We start from the raw sequence: 17,578 nt of genomic DNA, 5'->3' as shown, positions 1-17,578 counted from the left end.
GCAGCGTGAAAAGGACACTTGTTACACTCAGTCTGCTGGCCAGCTTTACTGCGCTGGCAGACACTCAGACCTACCTTAAAGCGGCCATTGAACAGCGCTTCTATTTTCAGGATGCGCTGTATGAGCCGCAGCACAACAGCGATATTTCGGTGTTTATCGAGCCGGAACTGTATTACAGCTGGAATCAGGGCACTGGCAGTATCAATATCAAGCCCTTTGTGCGCTATGACAGCAGAGATTCAGAGCGCACGCACTGGGATCTGCGCGAGTTTGTATGGATGCAGATTGGGGATGAGTGGGAAATGCGCGCCGGTATCAGTAAGGTATTCTGGGGCCAGACTGAGTCACAGCACCTGGTGGATGTGATCAACCAGACGGATTTTGTCGAAGCCATTGACGGTGAAGACAAACTTGGACAGCCTATGGTGCAGTTCTCTCTGATCAAAGACTGGGGAACGCTCAGTGCCTTTGCCTTACCTTATTTTCGTGAACGCACCTTTGCCGGACCCGAAGGGCGTTTTCGCAGTCCCATCGCTATAGACACCGACAATCCACTATACGAATCCGATGACGAAGAAAAAAATCTGGACTGGGCGCTGCGCTATTTTCAGTATTTTGGGGCTGTGGAAATCGGCTTGTCCTACTTTGACGGTACTAACAGAGAGCCGGATTTTGTTCCTCAGCCAGGCGAGGATGGGGTGAGTCTGAGACCTTACTATGGGCAGATGCAGCAGACCGGTCTGGATATGCTGGCCATTGCAGGGGGTACTCTGTACAAACTCGAAGCCATTCATCGTAAATCCACCGATGAAGACTTTTACGCCCTGACCGCAGGCTTTGAGCACACCTTTGTTGGGGTGCTTAACAGTGCCTATGATATAGGCTGGCTGATGGAGTATCAGTACGATGAACGGGGCGAGCAGGCTACCAGTCTGGGCCAGAATGACCTGATGGTCGGCAGCCGTATTGTATTTAACGATATCGATGGTACTGAAGTGCTGATCGCCTATGTGCAGGATCTGGATGAAACCAGCAGCCGCTCGGGCTTTATCGAAGCTTCCAGCCGTATCAGCAATAACTGGAAGTGGCGGGTCGATGGCTGGTTCTTCAGCTCAGATACACAAAACGAGCCCACTTATCTGCTGCGCCGGGATGACTATATCCAGTTTAGTCTGGAGTACTATTTCTAGTAGTGGAAGCCGTCTGCATAAAATTTACCGCAGAGACGCCGAGTACGCGGAGAATTAACACGATGATTCTCTGCGCCCTCCGCGACTCAGTGGTGAATATTGCCTTTCCTGTGGTTAGGGGTAAAAAGCCTTTAACCACGAAAAACACTAAAAGCACGAACTTATACTGGTTCTCGCAGAGGCGCTGAGACGCGGGGGTTTAATGGCGCAAGTTCTTTCTCTGCGCCTTTGCGCCTCTGCGAGATGGAATTTATTCGACAAATATTCTGAATCAAGTCGAATACATTCCGTCCTTAGGTTCGCGGGACAATACATCCCTGTATCCGCTTTCGACCCTACAAAGATCTGCGTTCCCCTGTAGGGCCCAATTTATTGGGCTGACAGCGGTGTAGCCCGTCAAGAAGCGAAGCGGATTGCGGGATGAAACGGCAAGAACCCGTATTCCGCTTCGCTGCATACGGGCTACGCGAAAAAGCGCGTATTCAGATACAGATGCACCAGCACCCCTGCCGCATAACCAAGCAGGATCACCGGTGTCCATTTCAGATGACTGGCAAAGGTATAGTAGCCTCGGGCCTGTCCCATCAGGGCCACGCCTGCGGCGGAACCGATGGATAACAGACTGCCGCCGATACCGGCTGTCAGGGTGATCAGCAGCCACTGGCCGTGGGACATTTCCGGCATCATGGTCAGCACCGCATACATCACCGGAATATTATCCACCACCGCTGACATCAGCCCCAGTACGACGTTCGCTATAGTCGGGTTCCAGCCGTGATAGAGGAAGTCTGACATGATCGACAGATAGCCAATAAAGCCCAGGCCGCCCACACACATCACCACGCCGTAGAAGAACAATAAGGTGTCCCACTCGGCGCGGGCGACCCGGCCAAATACATCGAAGGGCACCACAGAGCCTAAACGTGCGAGCTTTTCCTGATCACCGGCACGCTCGGCCATTGCCCGTTTACGGGCAAGAGAGCCGGGCAGGGTGACGCGCAGAAAGTAGCCAAAGAACTGTAAGTAACCCAGGCCCATCATCATACCCAGTACAGGCGGAAGATGCAGTGTGGTTTTCAGCACTACGGCTGTAGCGATAGTCAGCAGGAAAAGAGTGAGAATTCGCAATGCACCTCGTTTCAGCTCCACTTCTTCACTGAAATTGGCGGGTTTTCTGTCTTCGATAAACAAAGACATGGCCAGGGCTGGCACCAGATAACTGATCAGCGCAGGTAAGAACAGCGCAAAGAATTCAGTAAATTCCACCACATTAGCCTGCCATACCATCAGTGTGGTGATATCACCAAAGGGGCTGAAGGCACCGCCGGCATTGGCCGCTACCACAATATTCACGCAGCTCATGGCGATAAATTTCTTATCACCGTCGGCTACTTTCATCACTACGGCGCAGAGCAACAGGGCGGTAGTGAGGTTATCGGCCACAGGGGAGATACAAAAGGCCAGAATACCGCTGATCCAGAACAGCTGTTTATAACTGAAGCCTTTTTCCACCATCCAGGCGCGCAGACCGTCAAACAGGCGCCGCTCCTCCAGGGCGTTGATATAGGTCATGGCCACCAACAGGAACAACATCAGCTCGGCAAATTCGAGCAGTGCATGACGGAAGGCGTCGGTGCTCTGTTCTGGCATACCGACTGCGGTATACTGCCAGGCGATAAGGGTCCAGATAATACCGGCAGCGACCAGTACAGGTTTGGATTTGCGCAGATGGATTTTTTCTTCCAGCATTACCAGTACATAAGCCAGCACAAAGATAACAATGCAGGCCAGGCTGGCGGTGGTAAGGGTAATATCCAATGTGCTGCTCGCGGCAAAAGCGGCAGGGCTGACCAGGATAAGAAAAATCGTGGCCAGGAGTACAAGGCTCCTTTGACAGTTCATTTGTTGTGTCCCGAGTAGTTAAAAAATCTTGTACCAGGCAAGCATTGCGCCTACGCTGAAAATCCTAAGACTGTCGTTGTTGCTGATAGCCACAGAGTATTGGTCTGCAGCGCCTCTTTTATAATTGATTCTGTTTTCGAGACAGGGTTTCAGCGGTGGCGAAGTATAAGGAATCCCGGCAGGTGATTCAATCAGGACTTTAGTCTCAGGGGCTTTTTATCACCAATGACCAGTGACTACTCTGAAAGGCTTATCAGAGGTGTTTGATGTGTATGGCGCCGGCTGAATGATTGGTCAGCATGGTAATCAGTTTTTCAGCTTCATGGGCCGCCACCGCCAGTTGTAAACTGACCTGCTGCTGGTAATCAGGTTCATCTGCCTGAACATCGTATTGACTGAGAATATGGCGAACCTGTGATTCCAGTGCAAAATCAAAGGTCAGCAGCAACCTTGTGCGGGTGATATGGGTTCTGACAGATAACAGTTCAAGTACCCCACTGACAGCGTCAGAATAGGCCCGTTGCAATCCTCCGGTGCCGAGTTTGGTACCGCCAAAATAGCGCACCACGGCAACCACAACCTCGCCCATGCCGGAATATTGCAGCACCTTAAGCATGGGCATACCTGCGGTGCCGCTGGGCTCTCCATCGTCACTCATGGACATCACTGTGGTATCCGGGGCGCCGGCAATATAAGCCCAGCACACATGGCGGGCTTGTGGGTGGCGCTCACGGACAGAACGGATAAAATGCTCTGCCGCCTCTCGGTTGTCGGCATGATCGGCATAACAGATAAAGCGGCTGCGTTTGATCTCTGATTCAAATTCAGCCGCTGCGGATGGGATCAGATACTGCGTAGCGGCCAAGATCAGGCCTTCAGATGCTTCGCATGAAAGCGCAGATGTTGTTCGATAAAGCTGGCGATAAAGTAGTAGCTGTGATCATAGCCGGGGTGATAGCCAAACTCTGCTTTGACGCCGGTTTTCTCACAAACTTCCTCCAGTGGACGGGTAAGACGCTGGCTCTCCAGAAAATTATCCGCCAGCCCCTGGTCGATTTTAATCGGAATATGCCAGTCTGCCTGCTTATTTTCCAGCAAGTGGCAGGCATCGTATTGCTGCCATTGTTGTTTATTTTCCCCTAAGTAGGCGCTGAAGGCCTTTTCACCCCATGGGCAATCAACGGGATTTACAATAGGCGCAAAAGCCGACACCGAAGTAAAGCGGCCCGGGTTGCGAAGCGCCAGCACCAATGCACCATGACCTCCCATGGAATGACCACTAATGGCAGACTTTGAAATGTTAAACTGCTGCTTAATCACACCAGGCAGCTCTTCGGCTATATAGTCATACATCTGGTAGTGGCGCTGCCAGGGGGATTCGGTTGCATTTACATAAAAACCGGCGCCCAGGCCCAGATCGTAGGCGCCATCATCGGCACCCGGCACGCCATCACCGCGGGGGCTGGTATCAGGGATCACCAGTATGATCCCCAGCTCAGCGGCAACCCGCTGTGCCCCGGCCTTAGCAGAAAAGTTCTCATCGGAGCAGGTCAGCCCCGAAAGCCAGTACAGCACGGGCAGGGACTGTTCTTTCTCTGCCTGTGGCGGTAAATACACCGAGAACTGCATCCTGCAGTTCAGCACCTGTGAGTCATGCTCAAAACGCTTCTGAACGCCATCGAAGCATTTAACGGCTGATATTTCAGTAAGTTGTGTCATAAAATCACCTTATTTACCACAGAGTAGCCCGTCAAGAAGCGTAGCGGATTGCGGGTGCTTATCCGCGAAAGCCTTTTTAACCCGGATTCCGCTTCGCTGCATCCAGACTACAGACTGAATCGCTGGGTTCGCTGAGTTTTAAACAGATCCTAATCTCCGCGGCTCTGTGATGAGCTATTTCTCTCAGGACTCATCTCACCTAACTCTTCACCCCTCACGCATCAATAATGAATCACACTGCGAATGGATTTGCCCTCGTGCATTAAATCAAAGGCTTTGTTGATATCCTCAAGGCCCATGGTGTGGGTGATAAAGGTATCCAGCTCGAATTCGCCGTCCATATAGCGCTGCACATAATCGGGTAACTGACTGCGGCCTTTTACGCCGCCAAAGGCGGTACCGCGCCATACCCTGCCGGTAACCAGCTGAAAGGGACGGGTTGAGATTTCCTGCCCGGCCCCGGCCACACCAATAATCACCGATTCACCCCAGCCCTTGTGACAGCACTCCAGTGCCGAACGCATCACATTGACGTTACCAATACACTCAAAGGAGAAGTCTACACCACCGTCGGTTAGCTCTACGATCACCTCCTGAATGGGTTTATCGTAGTTTTTGGGGTTAACGGTATCGGTTGCGCCGAGCTGACGGGCAATATCGAACTTATCTTCGTTGATATCGATGGCGATAATCCGGCCGGCCCCTGCCATACGCGCTCCGATCAGCACCGACAGACCAATCCCGCCTAAACCAAATACGGCCACCGTATCGCCTTTTTGTACCTTGGCAGCGTTGGTGACGGCACCCATACCTGTTGTCACGCCGCAGCCGAGCAGGCAGACTTTTTCCAGCGGGGCGTCTTTGGGGATTTTCGCCAGTGCAATTTCCGGAACCACCGTATGCTCAGCAAAAGTGGAGGTGCCCATATAGTGGTAAATGGGCTGGCCGTCTTTACTGAAACGGGTGGTGCCATCGGGCATCAGGCCTTTGCCCTGAGTAGCGCGAATCGCCTGACAAAGGTTGGTTTTACCGGATTTGCAGAATTTACACTCGCCACATTCCGGGGTGTACAGCGGAATAACATGATCCCCACCTGAATATCCTTCACCCCTTCGCCTATGGCTTCCACAACTCCTGCGCCTTCATGGCCTAAAATGGCAGGGAACAAACCTTCAGGATCATCACCGCTTAAGGTGTAGGCATCGGTATGGCAAACACCGGTGGCGACAATACGCACCAGTACTTCGCCTTTTTGTGGTGGCATCAGTTCCACTTCTTCTATGCTGAGGGGTTTACCGGCTTCCCAGGCAACGGCGGCGCGGGTTTTAATGGTTTGCATTCTAGGCTCCTGAATCAATTGGGTAGCAGTGCCATTAGTCTAACAACTTCAGTATGAATTGGATCACTACCTGTCGCGGATCCCTGCCTTTTGCCTGATAACTGGCGATAAAGTAAGCTGTTAGTCTGATTTTACAGATTGCTGCTGTTGGTCTGTCCCCATGACTCCACAACAAGTACAACAATGCAAACAAAAGTTACTGCAGATGCGCGCCGAGCGTCTGGCCGCCAGTAGTGAACTGGGGAAATTTCAGGCAGGCTATGGTGGTTGTTATCTAACCACTCGGCGCTCTAGAATGCGACGAGCCGATCGATCCCCGCCGCCTGTTGTTTAATCCGGTCACCACTTACTGTATCCGGTGTGCAGAACATCACTGAGCCGGATTTCTGCCATAGGCAATCAGCGTTCCAATCAATGCGATAAAGACCCCGGTGCTGCAACCTGCAAACAGTGCTGTTCCTGTGACGCCCGCATCAATCAACAGGCCAAACAGCCAGGGTGAGCTGGCGGTGGAGAGGATCATCAAAGAGGTGGCCAGCGCGCGGATAGCGCCGAGATTGGTGGTGCCATAAACCTCGGCCCAAAGGGCATTAAACACCGGTCCGGTAATGCCAATGGATAACCCCAGTATCGCCATAAACACCGGCGCTAACCAGGGGCCATAGCCCAGCGTCAGCAACAGCATTGCCAGTAACAATGGCAGGGAAATAACCGGCACCAGCTTTCTGGCCCGGAATCTGTCTACCAGTACGCCGGACCAGATTGAGCCGGCCCAGTGCAATACGCCATAGATGATAAAGCTGCTGGCCAGCAAAGCGGTGGTCCAGCCTTTTTGCTCCAGCACATAGTTTTGCTGTATAAAAATAGCAGTCACCAGAAAAGGCCCGGCCAGCATCGCCGGTAGTACCAGCCAGAAACGCAGATCTTTGAGCACATGGCGGCGACTGTACTGGGGCCCTGTGGCATTGGCCGCGTTAACCTCAGGTGGGGCCAGCGCCGCTTTATTCAGCAGTTTACGGCTTAAGGGAATATAGATAAGCGGAATGCTTAACCCCAGCCACAGCCAGCTTTGCTGCCAGCCGAGCCAGGCAATTAACGCCACTACGATCAGCGGTAATATGGCTTCACCCAGGGGTACGCCGCAAGCCGATAAGCTAATGGCTTTGCCCCTGTCTTTGTCAAAGCTGCGTGCCATGGTGGTCTGGCCTATATGGGGCAGCAGCCCCTGACCACAAAGGCGCAACAGAAAAAATCCCAGCCACAGCCATAAGGCATTGTTGGCCAGCCACATTACCGAACAGGCGAGCATTAATCCCAGCGCCGCCGCGGAACTGAAGTTTTTCAGCGGGTATTTATCCACCTTGCCGCCCAATGCCATCAGCATCAGCCCGGAAGTCAGGGTCGCGAGTGCATAGATCAGCCCATAGTCACCGGCACTGATGGCCAGGCTTTGCTGAATACTGGCACCAAAAAAGCTGATAAAAAACGACTGGCCAAGGTTGCCCCAGAAAATGGTAATAAAACCAAATCCCAGCAATGGCCAGTGTTGTTGAATAAAGCGCCAGTAGGCAGTCATAGTGCTCCGTATCGATTTTTCTGTTGCACTGATTTTAACCTATCATGCCCTCTGAGCGCTGTTAATTAATTGTAAAATATAGATAACTTTATTCTGGTACGGGCCTTGCTTGTTGAAATATCAGGCTGCCTTGCGTATGATGCCGCGCTTTCTAATTACAGATATAAAAGCCGCAACGTGCTGATTACGCCACCCTAGAACATCTTACCCTCCTACAATGCTACTGCCCGGTTTCAGCGGCGGTTGTAACTGTATTGTCTGATATTCAGGCTATGCTTTAGACGGTCAGCAAGACCGAAAACCCGTTATTAAACATCAGGATTGACTATGTTACTGCACTCAACCAAACAGGACTGGCTGGGCAACATTCGCGGTGATCTGCTTGCCGGCATCGTTGTTGCGCTGGCTTTGATCCCCGAGGCTATTGCCTTTTCTATTATTGCTGGCGTGGATCCCAAGGTGGGACTATACGCATCCTTTTGTATTGCTGTGGTGATAGCCATAGTGGGTGGACGTCCGGGCATGATCAGTGCCGCCACCGGGGCCATGGCATTGTTGATGGTGACCCTGGTTAAAGAGCATGGACTTGAATATCTGCTGGCCGCGACCTTGCTCACCGGCGTACTACAGATTATCGCCGGTTACTTAAAGCTCGGTAGCCTGATGTCTTTTGTCTCCCGCTCCGTGGTCACCGGCTTTGTGAATGCTCTGGCCATCCTGATTTTTATGGCCCAGTTGCCTGAGCTGACTGATGTGACCTGGCATGTGTATGCTATGACCGCTGCCGGACTGGGTATTATTTATCTGTTTCCTTATGTACCTGTTGTCGGCAAACTGCTGCCCTCGCCACTGGTGTGTATTGTGGCCCTGACCATAGTGGCCGTCATGATGGGGCTGGATATTCGCAATGTGGGTGATATGGGCGAACTGCCTGATACCTTGCCGGTATTTCTGTGGCCCGATGTGCCGCTGAATTTTGAAACCCTGGCGATTATTTTCCCGTATTCGGCCGCTCTTGCTGTAGTGGGTTTATTGGAGTCTCTGATGACCGCCACTATTGTGGATGATCTGACCGATACCGACAGCGATAAAAACCGTGAGTGCAAAGGCCAGGGCGTGGCGAATGTGGGGGCCGGTCTGCTTGGTGGTATGGCCGGTTGTGCCATGATCGGTCAGTCAATTATCAATGTGAAATCCGGTGGTCGCGGGCGATTATCGACGCTGGTGGCGGGTAGCTTCCTGCTGTTCATGGTGGTGTTTCTGTCGGACTGGATAAAAATTATTCCCATGGCGGCACTGGTGGCGGTGATGATCATGGTGTCTATCGGTACCTTTAGCTGGGACTCCATCCGTAATCTTAAATCCCATCCCTTGTCCTACAATATCGGTATGCTGGCTACGGTGATTGTCACGGTTGCGACCCATAATCTGGCCTATGGCGTATTGGTGGGGGTACTTTTTGCCTCGGTATTTTTTGCCAACAAGGTCAGCCACTTTATGTACGTGAGCTCGGAGCTGGATGAAGAAACCAATACCCGTACTTATAAAGTGATGGGGCAGGTATTTTTCAATTCGGCGGATAAGTTCGCCGACAGCTTTGATTTTAAAGAAGTGGTTGATAAGGTAGTCATCGATTTGGACAGGGCTCATTTCTGGGACGTATCTGCGGTAGCTGCACTGGATAAGGCGGTGATCAAATTCCGTCGCGAAGGGGCTGAGGTAGAGCTGATCGGTCTGAATGAAGCCACGGAAACTATAGTGGATCGCTTCGGTGTGCATGATAAGCCTGAAGAAATTGAAAAAGTCCTGGGAGGACACTGATGAGTCAATCTGAAAAAAATCTGGTACTTGCGGGTATCGACGGCTCTGTCATCAGTGCTGCGGTGGCAGACTACGCCGCCTGGATAGCCAATCGTGTTGGCGTACCGTTAAAATTGCTGCACAACCTTGAACACAGAGAACCTCCGGCTGCGGCAGATCTGAGTGGTAATATCGGCCTTGGTAGTCGTGAATATCTGCTTGAGGAACTCACCGAGCTGGAAGCCAAGCGCAGTAAGATCTTGCTGGAGCAGGGCAAGCACATGCTTGAAGCGGCTAACGAACGGGTGAAAGCTGCGGGTATTGATTCAGCGCAGTTATGTCAGCGGCACGGCAGTCTCACCGAAACCCTGGTGGAGATGGAAGAACATATCCGGGTGCTGGTACTGGGTGTACGCGGTGAAGATCATCAGTCTGATGATGGCCTGGGCAATCATATCGAGAGCATTATTCGTGCGCTGCACAAGCCGATTCTGATCGTCAATCGGGAATTTGCCGAACCACAGCGCATAATGTTGGCTTATGATGGTAGTGAGGCCGCAGAAAAAGCGCTCGATTATCTGCTCACCAGCCCCTTGTACAAGGGCATGGATTGTCATCTTGTGCATGTGACTAAAGATGATGCTAAGGCCGATAAGTTACTTGAAGATGCCAGCGAGCGCTTGCAACAAGCCGGTTTAAAAGTGGTGACTGCCAAGCTTCACGGTGATGCCGAACAGCAATTGCTCAGTTATCAGCAGGAAGAGGATATTCAGATGATTGTGATGGGCTCATTTGGACATGGTCGCCTGCGGGAGATGCTGCTGGGCAGCTTTACCCTGAAAATGCTGAATCGCGCCAGTATTCCGTTGCTGTTATTAAGATAATGTCGGCGATGATTTATTAAACAAAAATACCGGGCTGGCCCGGTATTTTTTTGCAGGGTATTCAGCCCGGAGTGGGAAAAACAAAGGCGGCCTGTTGGCCGCCTTGTTGTTTCTCTGATGAGTGTCAAAGTGCTCAGAAGCTGTATTCAACCCCCACAGAGGCGGTCTGTGGTTTATTGGGTCTTGCACCCTGTGGAGTGCGGGCGATGATTTCCTGATTATCCAGCAGGTTCTCCACCTTAACGTACAAAGTCGTCTGGCTGTTGAGCTGATAGCGGCTGACAATGTCCATCACAAACAAAGAATCTGTTTTACCAAAGGCATCATCGCTGTTGTTGCATCCCAGGGCTACGCAGGTCTCATCAATGTACTTGGCCACCGCATAGTGGTACCACTTATCACCACTGTCCAGCGCCACGCGCAAACTGGCCATATTAGTGGGTACACCGGCCAGTTCGTCACCGTCGAATACGCCAACCACGGCATTGTCTTTAGTGATCTCAGCATTGCTGTAGGTGTAGCTGAAATCAATCGGCATGCTGTAGTTGCCTAAATCCAGGGTCTGGCTCAGCTGAATCTCCAAACCGGAAACAACCGCATCACCGGTGGAGAATGTGCCACTCTCGGCGCCGTTGCTGCAGGGGGTTGCCACTGAGCACAGCTCAGACTTATTTGAAAAATCGCTGTAAAAGACAATGGCTTCGGCGAACAGGCCATTGCGTGAAAAGCGTACACCAGCTTCATAGTTGATACTGGTCTCCGGCTCTTCTTCTGCCACAGCGCCACCGCCAAGGGGCGAGAAGCCCTTGTGTACACCCGCCAGAACCTGCCATTCACCGGTTAGATCATAAGTAAATGATGCACCGGGTAACCACTCATCGCTGTCATTACTGCGGAAGCTGCCTAAGTCGTTGCGGGCCACGTCGTTAAACTGGCGGCGCGACGATTCTACATCTTCATAACGCAGGGCCAGATTGACTTTCAGGGCGTCAGTGACCTGCCAGTTATCGGTAACCCATAAGCTCAGGGCATCGGCTTCTTCGAGGCGGTTGTCGCCGCCTGTGGGCTCGATAACAGACTGGAATACCAGGCTGCCGTTGATCTGGTCATACACATCCTGAGGCTGGAATCTGTCCATGGTATCGCGATGATCACGGACACCAATCTGAATGCTGTGATCGTTTAAATCGATACCAAGATTAGCTTCCAGGCCATAGGACTCATAGCTGCGATTATTGTTTTTAAACTTGATGCCGGCCAGATCCATGTCTCCATCGAGAATCGCCTGCGCCTCGGTATCGCCGTTGTTGGCACTGTTGATCAGGCCTCCGGCAACACCGGCTTTAAACCAGTTGCGGGCAAACTCATTGTAATAGCCCACCAGATTCAGAGACAGATTGTCGTTGATATCCAGATTATAGTTAAGGCTGTACCCTTTGTGGCTGTTGTCCATCTGGTCGATATCAGACAGGCCATAACGGCGGTTGGCATCGCGCCTGAAATCCGCATCGGTCAGACCGGCATAGGTTTCGTTGGATAGCTCTTCAGAGTATTGCAGTTTAGCCAGCAGGCTTTGATTATCGTCAGTCCATTTCAGCTTGACCACATAGTCTTCGATATCAAAGCCGGTATCACGGCTGCTGCGATCGATATCTTTAAATCCAGCGCTGCTGCGCTGTACGGTTTCCAGTAAATAACCGAAATTACCCTCGGTACCACCGATATAGGCATGGATATCACGGCTGCTGTTTTCACCAAACTGAGTGATCACCTTGCCACTTTGCTGATCAGGTATCGCCGTAGTTACCATGTTGACCACACCGCCTGTGGTCTGTGGGCCGAAGCGCAACAGCGGCGCACCTTTTAATACTTCAACGGAAGACATACGGAAAGTGGTGGGGAAATAATAGGCGGCCGGATTAGAGTAGGGGGCCGGGGCGATCATCACGCCATCTTCGAGCAGGGTGATTTTACTCGAACGACCAGAGTTGGCGGCGCGAATGCCAATGTTTGGGCGCAAACCATGCCCATCTTCTTCCTGAATATAAATACCGGGTACCGTCTTGAGTACCTGATGAATATCTGTGGTTACTTCCACCTGCATCTGCTGCTCGTCAATAACGGCGCTGGAGCCGGCAAGGCCACGGGCATCAGATTTACTGCCAATTATTTTAATGGTTTCCACTCCGGCCAGACTGACACCGGATGGTGTCATGGATTCTTCAGCCAGAGGGGTTGTACTCATCAGTGCGGCGGTAATGGCGGTTGCCAATACAGAGTGTTTCATCGGATACAGTCCTTCATCGAATATGTGTGTTTTAAAAATCGGACGGAATCTTAATTGAAATGAGAACTACTATCAATTCTAATTCGTGGGTATTTACATTTAGTCATCTGAGGCCTAATGGAAACTGAGCACAGGTGCTGTATCAGTGTCTTTAGCAGTTTATATCTCAGCGGGTGCTGAGCGAGAAGGCAGAACCAGATACTCCACAATCACCACATCCAGCCAGCGGCCATTGATCTGACCGTGCTTTTCGTAGATCCCCACTTCGCGAAACCCGAGTTTTTTGCACAGGGCGCGGCTGGCCTGATTAAAGGTAAAAATCCGTGAAATGACCTTGTGAAAGCCCCAGGTTCCGGCGGCGGTCAACAATTCGGCCAGTAATAGGGTACCTGTACCTTTGCCTTGAGCTTCATCGGCCAGATAGATGGAAAACTCGGCAATACCGGCATAACACTCCCGTGGCCGGTATTCATACAGTCGCGCAAAACCCAGTACCTGACCTTCTGATTCGGCAACCAGCAACGGATAGAGGTTATCTACCTTCAGCCACCCGGCGATATCCTTGTTGCGTCTGGGCCGGGTCTCGAAGGTGCCGGTACCCGATTCGATACCAGCATTATAAATAGCGCGGATAGCCGGGATATCTTCCTTGTTGGCATAGCGTATCTGCATGGTATTCCCTCGTTATTTTTGAGCTTATCGCTTTAGTCAAACCAGTGGCGGGTACGATTGGCAAACCATACCAGCGAGAGCATTACCGGTACTTCCACCAGTACGCCTACCACAGTCGCCAGTGCCGCGCCCGAATGCAGACCGAACAGGGAGATGGCCACCGCCACGGCCAGTTCAAAGAAGTTGGAGGTGCCAATCATACAGGCCGGTGCCGCCACATTGTGGGGCAGTTTCAGCTTTTTGGCAGCGAAATAGGCGATAGCAAAAATGCCATAGGTCTGGATCAGCAGCGGTATGGCAATCAGCAGAATAATCATTGGCTTATTGATGATGGTCCCGGCCTGAAAGCCAAACAGCAGAACAACGGTGGCCAGCAACCCGATAATTGACCAGGGCTTCAGCTGGTTAACAAAGTCTTCTATACGGCTGTGATCATTGCCTTTGTCCAGGCGTTTACGGGTCAGTGCACCCGCGACCAGCGGTAACACCACATAGAGCACCACCGACAGTAATAAGGTTTCCCAGGGCACCTGAATATCACTGAGACCGAGTAAAAAGGCGCTGATGGGGGCAAAGGCGAAGATCATGATCACATCATTGACCGAGACCTGTACCAGGGTGTAGTTGGCATCACCCTTAGTCAGCTGACTCCAGATAAATACCATGGCGGTGCAGGGGGCGACACCCAACAGGATCATGCCGGCGATATATTCACCTGCAGATTGGGGGTCTACAAAATCAGCGAACAGGCCTTTAAAGAACAGCCAGCCAAGCAGGGCCATGGTAAAGGGTTTGATCAGCCAGTTAATGACCAGCGTCAGCAACAGGCCCCTGGGCTTTTTACCCACGTCTTTAATGGCAGTGAAGTCCACCTGCACCATAATGGGGTAGATCATCAGCCAGATCAGTACCGCCACCACCAAGTTCACATGGGCATATTCCAGCGCCGCAATCTGAGCAAATACACCAGGGATAAGATTTCCCAGTATCACGCCGGCAGCAATACACAGTGCCACCCACAGAGATAAATAACGTTCAAACAGTCCCATTTTTGTTTTACCTTGTTGATTGTTATAAGTTTTCAGCTATCAGCAGCTTAGCCAAATCCGGGGGGACTCTGTGTTCTCTGCGCCTCTGAGAGATCAATAGCTCTCTTCTTTTGAACTCGCAGAGGCGCGAAGGGCTATATTTTAAATTCAGCCAGGTCGTCCGGCTTTTGTCATCCTACCCCGTCATCCTGAACGTGATTCAGGAACTGCTACATCCAACCGCGCAGCTAACGATATACTTCTCAGCTGTTAAAAAAAGATTCCGGCTAATCACACGCGGAATGACGGGGCTGGAAAGCGGTAGCTTTCCTCACCCCTACCTCTTCACTTAGTTACACTGACTTCTGATTAACCCGCTGCATCAGTTGCTCTGCGCTTTCTACCCGCTCTGAATAGCGGTCGGTCAGATAGGCAGAATTATCCCGGGTCAGCAGGGTAAATTTCATCAGCTCTTCCATCACATCCACAATGCGGTTGTAATAGCCTGATGGCTTCATGCGACCGTCTTCTTCGAATTCCAGAAAAGCCTTAGCCACAGAAGACTGATTGGGAATAGTGAGCATGCGCATCCAGCGGCCCAGTACTCTGAGCTGATTAACCACATTAAAGGACTGAGAGCCACCACAGACCTGCATCACTGCCAGGGTTTTACCCTGAGTCGGACGCACGGCACCGGCTGATAACGGGATCCAGTCAATCTGGGCCTTCATAATACCGGTCATGGAACCATGACGTTCCGGTGAGCACCAGACTTGTCCTTCAGACCAGATAGCCAGCTCGCGCAGTTCCTGAACTTTGGGGTGACTGTCAGGCGCATCGTCGGGCAGGGGTAAACCGGATGGATCAAAAATGCGGGTTTCAGCGCCCATCACATCCAGCAATCTGGCACACTCTTCAATCACCAGGCGGCTGTAAGAGCGCTGTCTGAGCGAGCCGTACAGCAGCAATATTTTCGGTTTATGGGTGGATAAGGACGTTCTGAAGTCGTCGCTTTCAGGGTGCCGGAACTGCTCCTGATCAATATTTGGCAGACTGGTATCCAGTACACTCATGCCTGTGCTCCTAAATCCGTAAGCGCTTGCTGCAATTGATGCTGGCTGATGTGTTCGAGATCCAGCTTCAGCATCTGTTGCACGCGTTGTTCAATCTCTTTGATGGTGTTTCGGAACGCATCGGCTTTATCTTCCTCGCTGCCTTGCAGTTTCGAGGGATCTGCCAGGCCCCAGTGTATCTTCAGGGACTTGCCGAACCACAGGGGGCAGCTCTCACCGGCTGCAGAGTCACACACAGTGATCACTAAATCCGGGGCGAAATCTTCAAATTCATCCCAGGACTGAGACTGCAGGTCGTCAGTAGCAATACCCTGTTCTTCAAGGTAAAAAATCGACAACGGATGGACTTCACCAGAAGGCTGACTGCCTGCACTTCGTGCCAGGATACGGCCATTGCCCATGTGGTTGGTTATCGCTTCAGACAAAATACTGCGGCAGCGATTATGGGTGCAGATATACAGGATTTTCAGAGGATTCATGCCGGCTCCTTATGCTCAGTTTCACAGCATTGTGGCTGTGGTCTGTTATGCATGTGTTCAAGACGTTGGTAAAGCTGTTGTAACAGCTGCGGGTTCTCGTCGGCTGTCATTGTCAGCACCTGCCGGGCCCACAGCGCAAGGTCTTCGTTCAGGCGATAGTAAACCCATTTGCCCCGGCGCTGATCAGACAGCAAGCCACATTTGCGCAGCTCGGCAAGATGCCGGGATACCTTGGGCTGACTTAATTCCAGCGCGCAGGTGAGCTCACAGACACAGAGTTCTTCTTGTTCAGCAATTAACAACAGACTTTTCAGCCGGGTGTCTTCTGCCAGGCATTTAAAAAACGCCAGCGGTTCTGTCATCTGTCTTAACCTGTTGGATAAAATATTCGGATAATCATATATATGAAAATTCATATGTCAATGGCGTGCCCGCTAAATCTATAGTTGGTAATTGGCAACAGCCTAACGATATGATTTATAAGGATTTATGAAAATAATGATAAATACTGTTGCTTTCAGGCGACAGTTTCCCTGCTTCGTTCCCGGTCCAACCCCATAAAACAAGCATAACTTTTTGATAATTAAGAATTAAAAAATTCTGGCATCCTATTTGATGTAGTCAGTGTGAACAAGCAGAAAATTCCTGCTTAGTACAACCGTAAACGTAAGGAGAACGTGATGAAAAAATTAGCACTGATAATGTTTTTGCTTCCCTCTTCGCTGGCACTGGCTGCGAGCAATGCCGGCGAAATCTTTGACACCCTGGATCAGAATGGTGATGGCTACCTGAGCAAGTCTGAAGCGGCTTCAGAGGGCCCCCTGTCAGCCTCCTTTGACAAGTATGACAAAGATGGCGACGGCCAGATCTCGAAATCAGAGTTCGAAGCCTACCTGAATCAGTAATGATGCTTTGACTAAGGGGCCAGCCTCAGGCCCCTTTGCCCCTCGAACCGGCGGATATTCGAGCCGGTACAACAGGAAACGTAAGGAGAATATGATGAAAAAGTTAGCACTGATAATGTTTTTGCTTCCCTCTTCGCTGGCACTGGCTGCGAGCAATGCCAGCGAAATCTTCGACACCCTTGACCAGAATGGCGATGGCTACCTGAGCAAGTCTGAAGCGGCTTCAGAAGGCCCGCTGTCATCCTCCTTTGATAAGTATGACAAGGATGGTGACGGCAAGATCTCTAAATCAGAGTTCGAAGCCTATCTGAATCAATAACAACGCTTTGACTAAGGGACCCGGCCTCAGGTCCCTTAGTCCATAGCACCGTTAGCCGGCGGGCATTCATGCCGGTACAACAGGAAACGTAAGGAGAATATGATGAAAAAGTTAGCACTGATAATGTTTTTGCTTCCCTCTTCACTGGCACTGGCCGCGGGCAATGCTGGCGAAATTTTTGACACCCTTGACCGTAATGGCGATGGCTATCTGAACAAGCCTGAAGCGGCTCCGGAAGGCCCGCTGTCAGCTTCTTTTGATAAGCATGACAAGGATGGTGACGGCCGGATCTCTAAATCAGAGTTCGAAGCTTATCTGAATCAATAATGACGGTGTTACAAAGGGACTATGCTTGTGGTCCCCTCGCTGATAACGTCGCGAGTCGCCAGAATATCAGCATCCAAA

General features: G+C 51.3%; 17 protein-coding genes and 1 pseudogene. 7 read left to right on the top strand and 11 right to left on the bottom strand.

All coding sequences use genetic code 11. The features are described 5' to 3' along the window. The first annotated feature begins 5 nt into the window (after positions 1–5). Positions 6–1,190, top strand: coding sequence for a hypothetical protein (locus AT746_RS15120; protein ID WP_062484281.1), 1,185 nt, complete (start codon positions 6–8; stop codon positions 1,188–1,190). 462 nt (positions 1,191–1,652) lie between these two features. Here the strand turns inward: AT746_RS15120 and nhaD are convergent, their stop codons facing one another. The 4 genes and pseudogenes from nhaD to AT746_RS15100 all read right to left on the bottom strand — a co-directional run bounded on the left by nhaD (position 1,653) and on the right by AT746_RS15100 (position 6,150). Beyond that, on the bottom strand, positions 1,653–3,092 hold the full coding sequence (gene nhaD, locus AT746_RS15115) for a sodium:proton antiporter NhaD (RefSeq protein ID WP_062481832.1): 1,440 nt from the start codon (positions 3,090–3,092) through the stop codon (positions 1,653–1,655). 253 nt (positions 3,093–3,345) lie between these two features. Then, entirely contained in the window at positions 3,346–3,957 is a 612-nt protein-coding gene (locus AT746_RS15110) for a YigZ family protein (protein WP_062481831.1), read from the bottom strand. Between the two features lie 2 nt (positions 3,958–3,959). Continuing rightward, a complete protein-coding gene (fghA, locus tag AT746_RS15105) occupies positions 3,960–4,811 on the bottom strand; it encodes an S-formylglutathione hydrolase (RefSeq protein WP_062481829.1) in 852 nt (283 codons plus the stop codon). A gap of 221 nt (positions 4,812–5,032) precedes the next feature. Beyond that, positions 5,033–6,150: pseudogene (locus tag AT746_RS15100) on the bottom strand (S-(hydroxymethyl)glutathione dehydrogenase/class III alcohol dehydrogenase). Between the two features lie 326 nt (positions 6,151–6,476). Here AT746_RS15100 and AT746_RS20295 point away from each other — a divergent pair. Continuing rightward, on the top strand, positions 6,477–6,527 hold the full coding sequence (locus AT746_RS20295; RefSeq protein ID WP_420480315.1) for a hypothetical protein: 51 nt from the start codon (positions 6,477–6,479) through the stop codon (positions 6,525–6,527). Here the strand turns inward: AT746_RS20295 and AT746_RS15095 are convergent. Continuing rightward, entirely contained in the window at positions 6,521–7,726 is a 1,206-nt protein-coding gene (locus tag AT746_RS15095; protein WP_062481827.1) for an MFS transporter, read from the bottom strand. The two genes, AT746_RS20295 and AT746_RS15095, sit on opposite strands and share 7 nt — an antisense overlap. A gap of 327 nt (positions 7,727–8,053) precedes the next feature. Here AT746_RS15095 and AT746_RS15090 point away from each other — a divergent pair, with 327 nt between their 5' ends. Both AT746_RS15090 and AT746_RS15085 read left to right on the top strand, forming a co-directional pair. Then, positions 8,054–9,547, top strand: a complete 1,494-nt coding sequence (locus AT746_RS15090; protein WP_062481824.1) for a SulP family inorganic anion transporter — start codon at positions 8,054–8,056, stop codon at positions 9,545–9,547. Further along, on the top strand, positions 9,547–10,410 hold the full coding sequence (locus tag AT746_RS15085; RefSeq protein ID WP_062481821.1) for a universal stress protein: 864 nt from the start codon (positions 9,547–9,549) through the stop codon (positions 10,408–10,410). The genes AT746_RS15090 and AT746_RS15085 overlap by 1 nt, the downstream gene beginning before the upstream one ends. Before the next feature lie 133 nt (positions 10,411–10,543). Here AT746_RS15085 and AT746_RS15080 read toward each other — a convergent pair whose 3' ends face one another. The 6 genes from AT746_RS15080 to AT746_RS15055 all read right to left on the bottom strand — a co-directional run bounded on the left by AT746_RS15080 (position 10,544) and on the right by AT746_RS15055 (position 16,311). Further along, positions 10,544–12,697, bottom strand: a complete 2,154-nt coding sequence (locus AT746_RS15080) for a TonB-dependent receptor family protein (RefSeq protein WP_062481819.1) — start codon at positions 12,695–12,697, stop codon at positions 10,544–10,546. A 159-nt stretch (positions 12,698–12,856) separates the two neighbouring features. Further along, positions 12,857–13,369 carry an arsinothricin resistance N-acetyltransferase ArsN1 family A gene (locus AT746_RS15075; protein ID WP_062481816.1) on the bottom strand — a complete coding sequence of 171 codons (513 nt, stop codon included), beginning with the start codon at positions 13,367–13,369 and terminating at the stop codon, positions 12,857–12,859. 32 nt (positions 13,370–13,401) lie between these two features. Next, positions 13,402–14,418 carry an ACR3 family arsenite efflux transporter gene (arsB, locus tag AT746_RS15070; protein WP_062481814.1) on the bottom strand — a complete coding sequence of 339 codons (1,017 nt, stop codon included), beginning with the start codon at positions 14,416–14,418 and terminating at the stop codon, positions 13,402–13,404. 332 nt (positions 14,419–14,750) lie between these two features. Then, complete coding sequence (arsH, locus tag AT746_RS15065; RefSeq protein WP_062481813.1) at positions 14,751–15,470, bottom strand: arsenical resistance protein ArsH; 720 nt, start codon at positions 15,468–15,470, stop codon at positions 14,751–14,753. Then, on the bottom strand, positions 15,467–15,940 hold the full coding sequence (locus AT746_RS15060) for an arsenate reductase ArsC (RefSeq protein WP_062484280.1): 474 nt from the start codon (positions 15,938–15,940) through the stop codon (positions 15,467–15,469). Before AT746_RS15060 ends, arsH begins: the two co-directional genes overlap by 4 nt. 5 nt (positions 15,941–15,945) lie before the next feature. Beyond that, complete coding sequence (locus AT746_RS15055) at positions 15,946–16,311, bottom strand: ArsR/SmtB family transcription factor (RefSeq protein ID WP_062481811.1); 366 nt, start codon at positions 16,309–16,311, stop codon at positions 15,946–15,948. 318 nt (positions 16,312–16,629) lie between these two features. Between AT746_RS15055 and AT746_RS15050 the strand changes: the two genes are divergently transcribed. From AT746_RS15050 to AT746_RS15040, 3 genes are all read left to right on the top strand, one after another. Beyond that, complete coding sequence (locus AT746_RS15050; RefSeq protein ID WP_062481802.1) at positions 16,630–16,854, top strand: EF-hand domain-containing protein; 225 nt, start codon at positions 16,630–16,632, stop codon at positions 16,852–16,854. A gap of 94 nt (positions 16,855–16,948) precedes the next feature. Further along, positions 16,949–17,173 (top strand): EF-hand domain-containing protein, encoded by a 225-nt coding sequence (locus AT746_RS15045; RefSeq protein ID WP_062481799.1) that lies wholly within the window; start codon positions 16,949–16,951, stop codon positions 17,171–17,173. 102 nt (positions 17,174–17,275) lie between these two features. Beyond that, on the top strand, positions 17,276–17,500 hold the full coding sequence (locus AT746_RS15040; protein ID WP_062481796.1) for an EF-hand domain-containing protein: 225 nt from the start codon (positions 17,276–17,278) through the stop codon (positions 17,498–17,500). Positions 17,501–17,578: the final 78 nt, after the last annotated feature.

The organism is Lacimicrobium alkaliphilum (genome assembly GCF_001466725.1).
Classification (GTDB): domain Bacteria; phylum Pseudomonadota; class Gammaproteobacteria; order Enterobacterales; family Alteromonadaceae; genus Lacimicrobium; species Lacimicrobium alkaliphilum_B.
Note: the sequence above shows the minus strand (reverse complement) of the source record. Positions and strands in the feature narration are given on the sequence as shown.

What these genes read in the sequence shown, in the direction of transcription:
- AT746_RS15090 (WP_062481824.1), top strand. Translation starts at nt 8,054, where the DNA reads ATGTTACTGCACTCAACCAAACAGGACTGGCTGGGCAACATTCGCGGT.
- AT746_RS15040 (WP_062481796.1), top strand. Translation starts at nt 17,276, where the DNA reads ATGAAAAAGTTAGCACTGATAATGTTTTTGCTTCCCTCTTCACTGGCA.
- AT746_RS15075 (WP_062481816.1), bottom strand. Translation starts at nt 13,369, where the DNA reads ATGCAGATACGCTATGCCAACAAGGAAGATATCCCGGCTATCCGCGCT.
- AT746_RS15055 (WP_062481811.1), bottom strand. Translation starts at nt 16,311, where the DNA reads ATGACAGAACCGCTGGCGTTTTTTAAATGCCTGGCAGAAGACACCCGG.
- nhaD (WP_062481832.1), bottom strand. Translation starts at nt 3,092, where the DNA reads ATGAACTGTCAAAGGAGCCTTGTACTCCTGGCCACGATTTTTCTTATC.
- fghA (WP_062481829.1), bottom strand. Translation starts at nt 4,811, where the DNA reads ATGACACAACTTACTGAAATATCAGCCGTTAAATGCTTCGATGGCGTT.
- AT746_RS15050 (WP_062481802.1), top strand. Translation starts at nt 16,630, where the DNA reads ATGAAAAAATTAGCACTGATAATGTTTTTGCTTCCCTCTTCGCTGGCA.
- AT746_RS15095 (WP_062481827.1), bottom strand. Translation starts at nt 7,726, where the DNA reads ATGACTGCCTACTGGCGCTTTATTCAACAACACTGGCCATTGCTGGGA.
- AT746_RS15080 (WP_062481819.1), bottom strand. Translation starts at nt 12,697, where the DNA reads ATGAAACACTCTGTATTGGCAACCGCCATTACCGCCGCACTGATGAGT.
- arsH (WP_062481813.1), bottom strand. Translation starts at nt 15,470, where the DNA reads ATGAGTGTACTGGATACCAGTCTGCCAAATATTGATCAGGAGCAGTTC.
- AT746_RS15085 (WP_062481821.1), top strand. Translation starts at nt 9,547, where the DNA reads ATGAGTCAATCTGAAAAAAATCTGGTACTTGCGGGTATCGACGGCTCT.
- AT746_RS15045 (WP_062481799.1), top strand. Translation starts at nt 16,949, where the DNA reads ATGAAAAAGTTAGCACTGATAATGTTTTTGCTTCCCTCTTCGCTGGCA.
- arsB (WP_062481814.1), bottom strand. Translation starts at nt 14,418, where the DNA reads ATGGGACTGTTTGAACGTTATTTATCTCTGTGGGTGGCACTGTGTATT.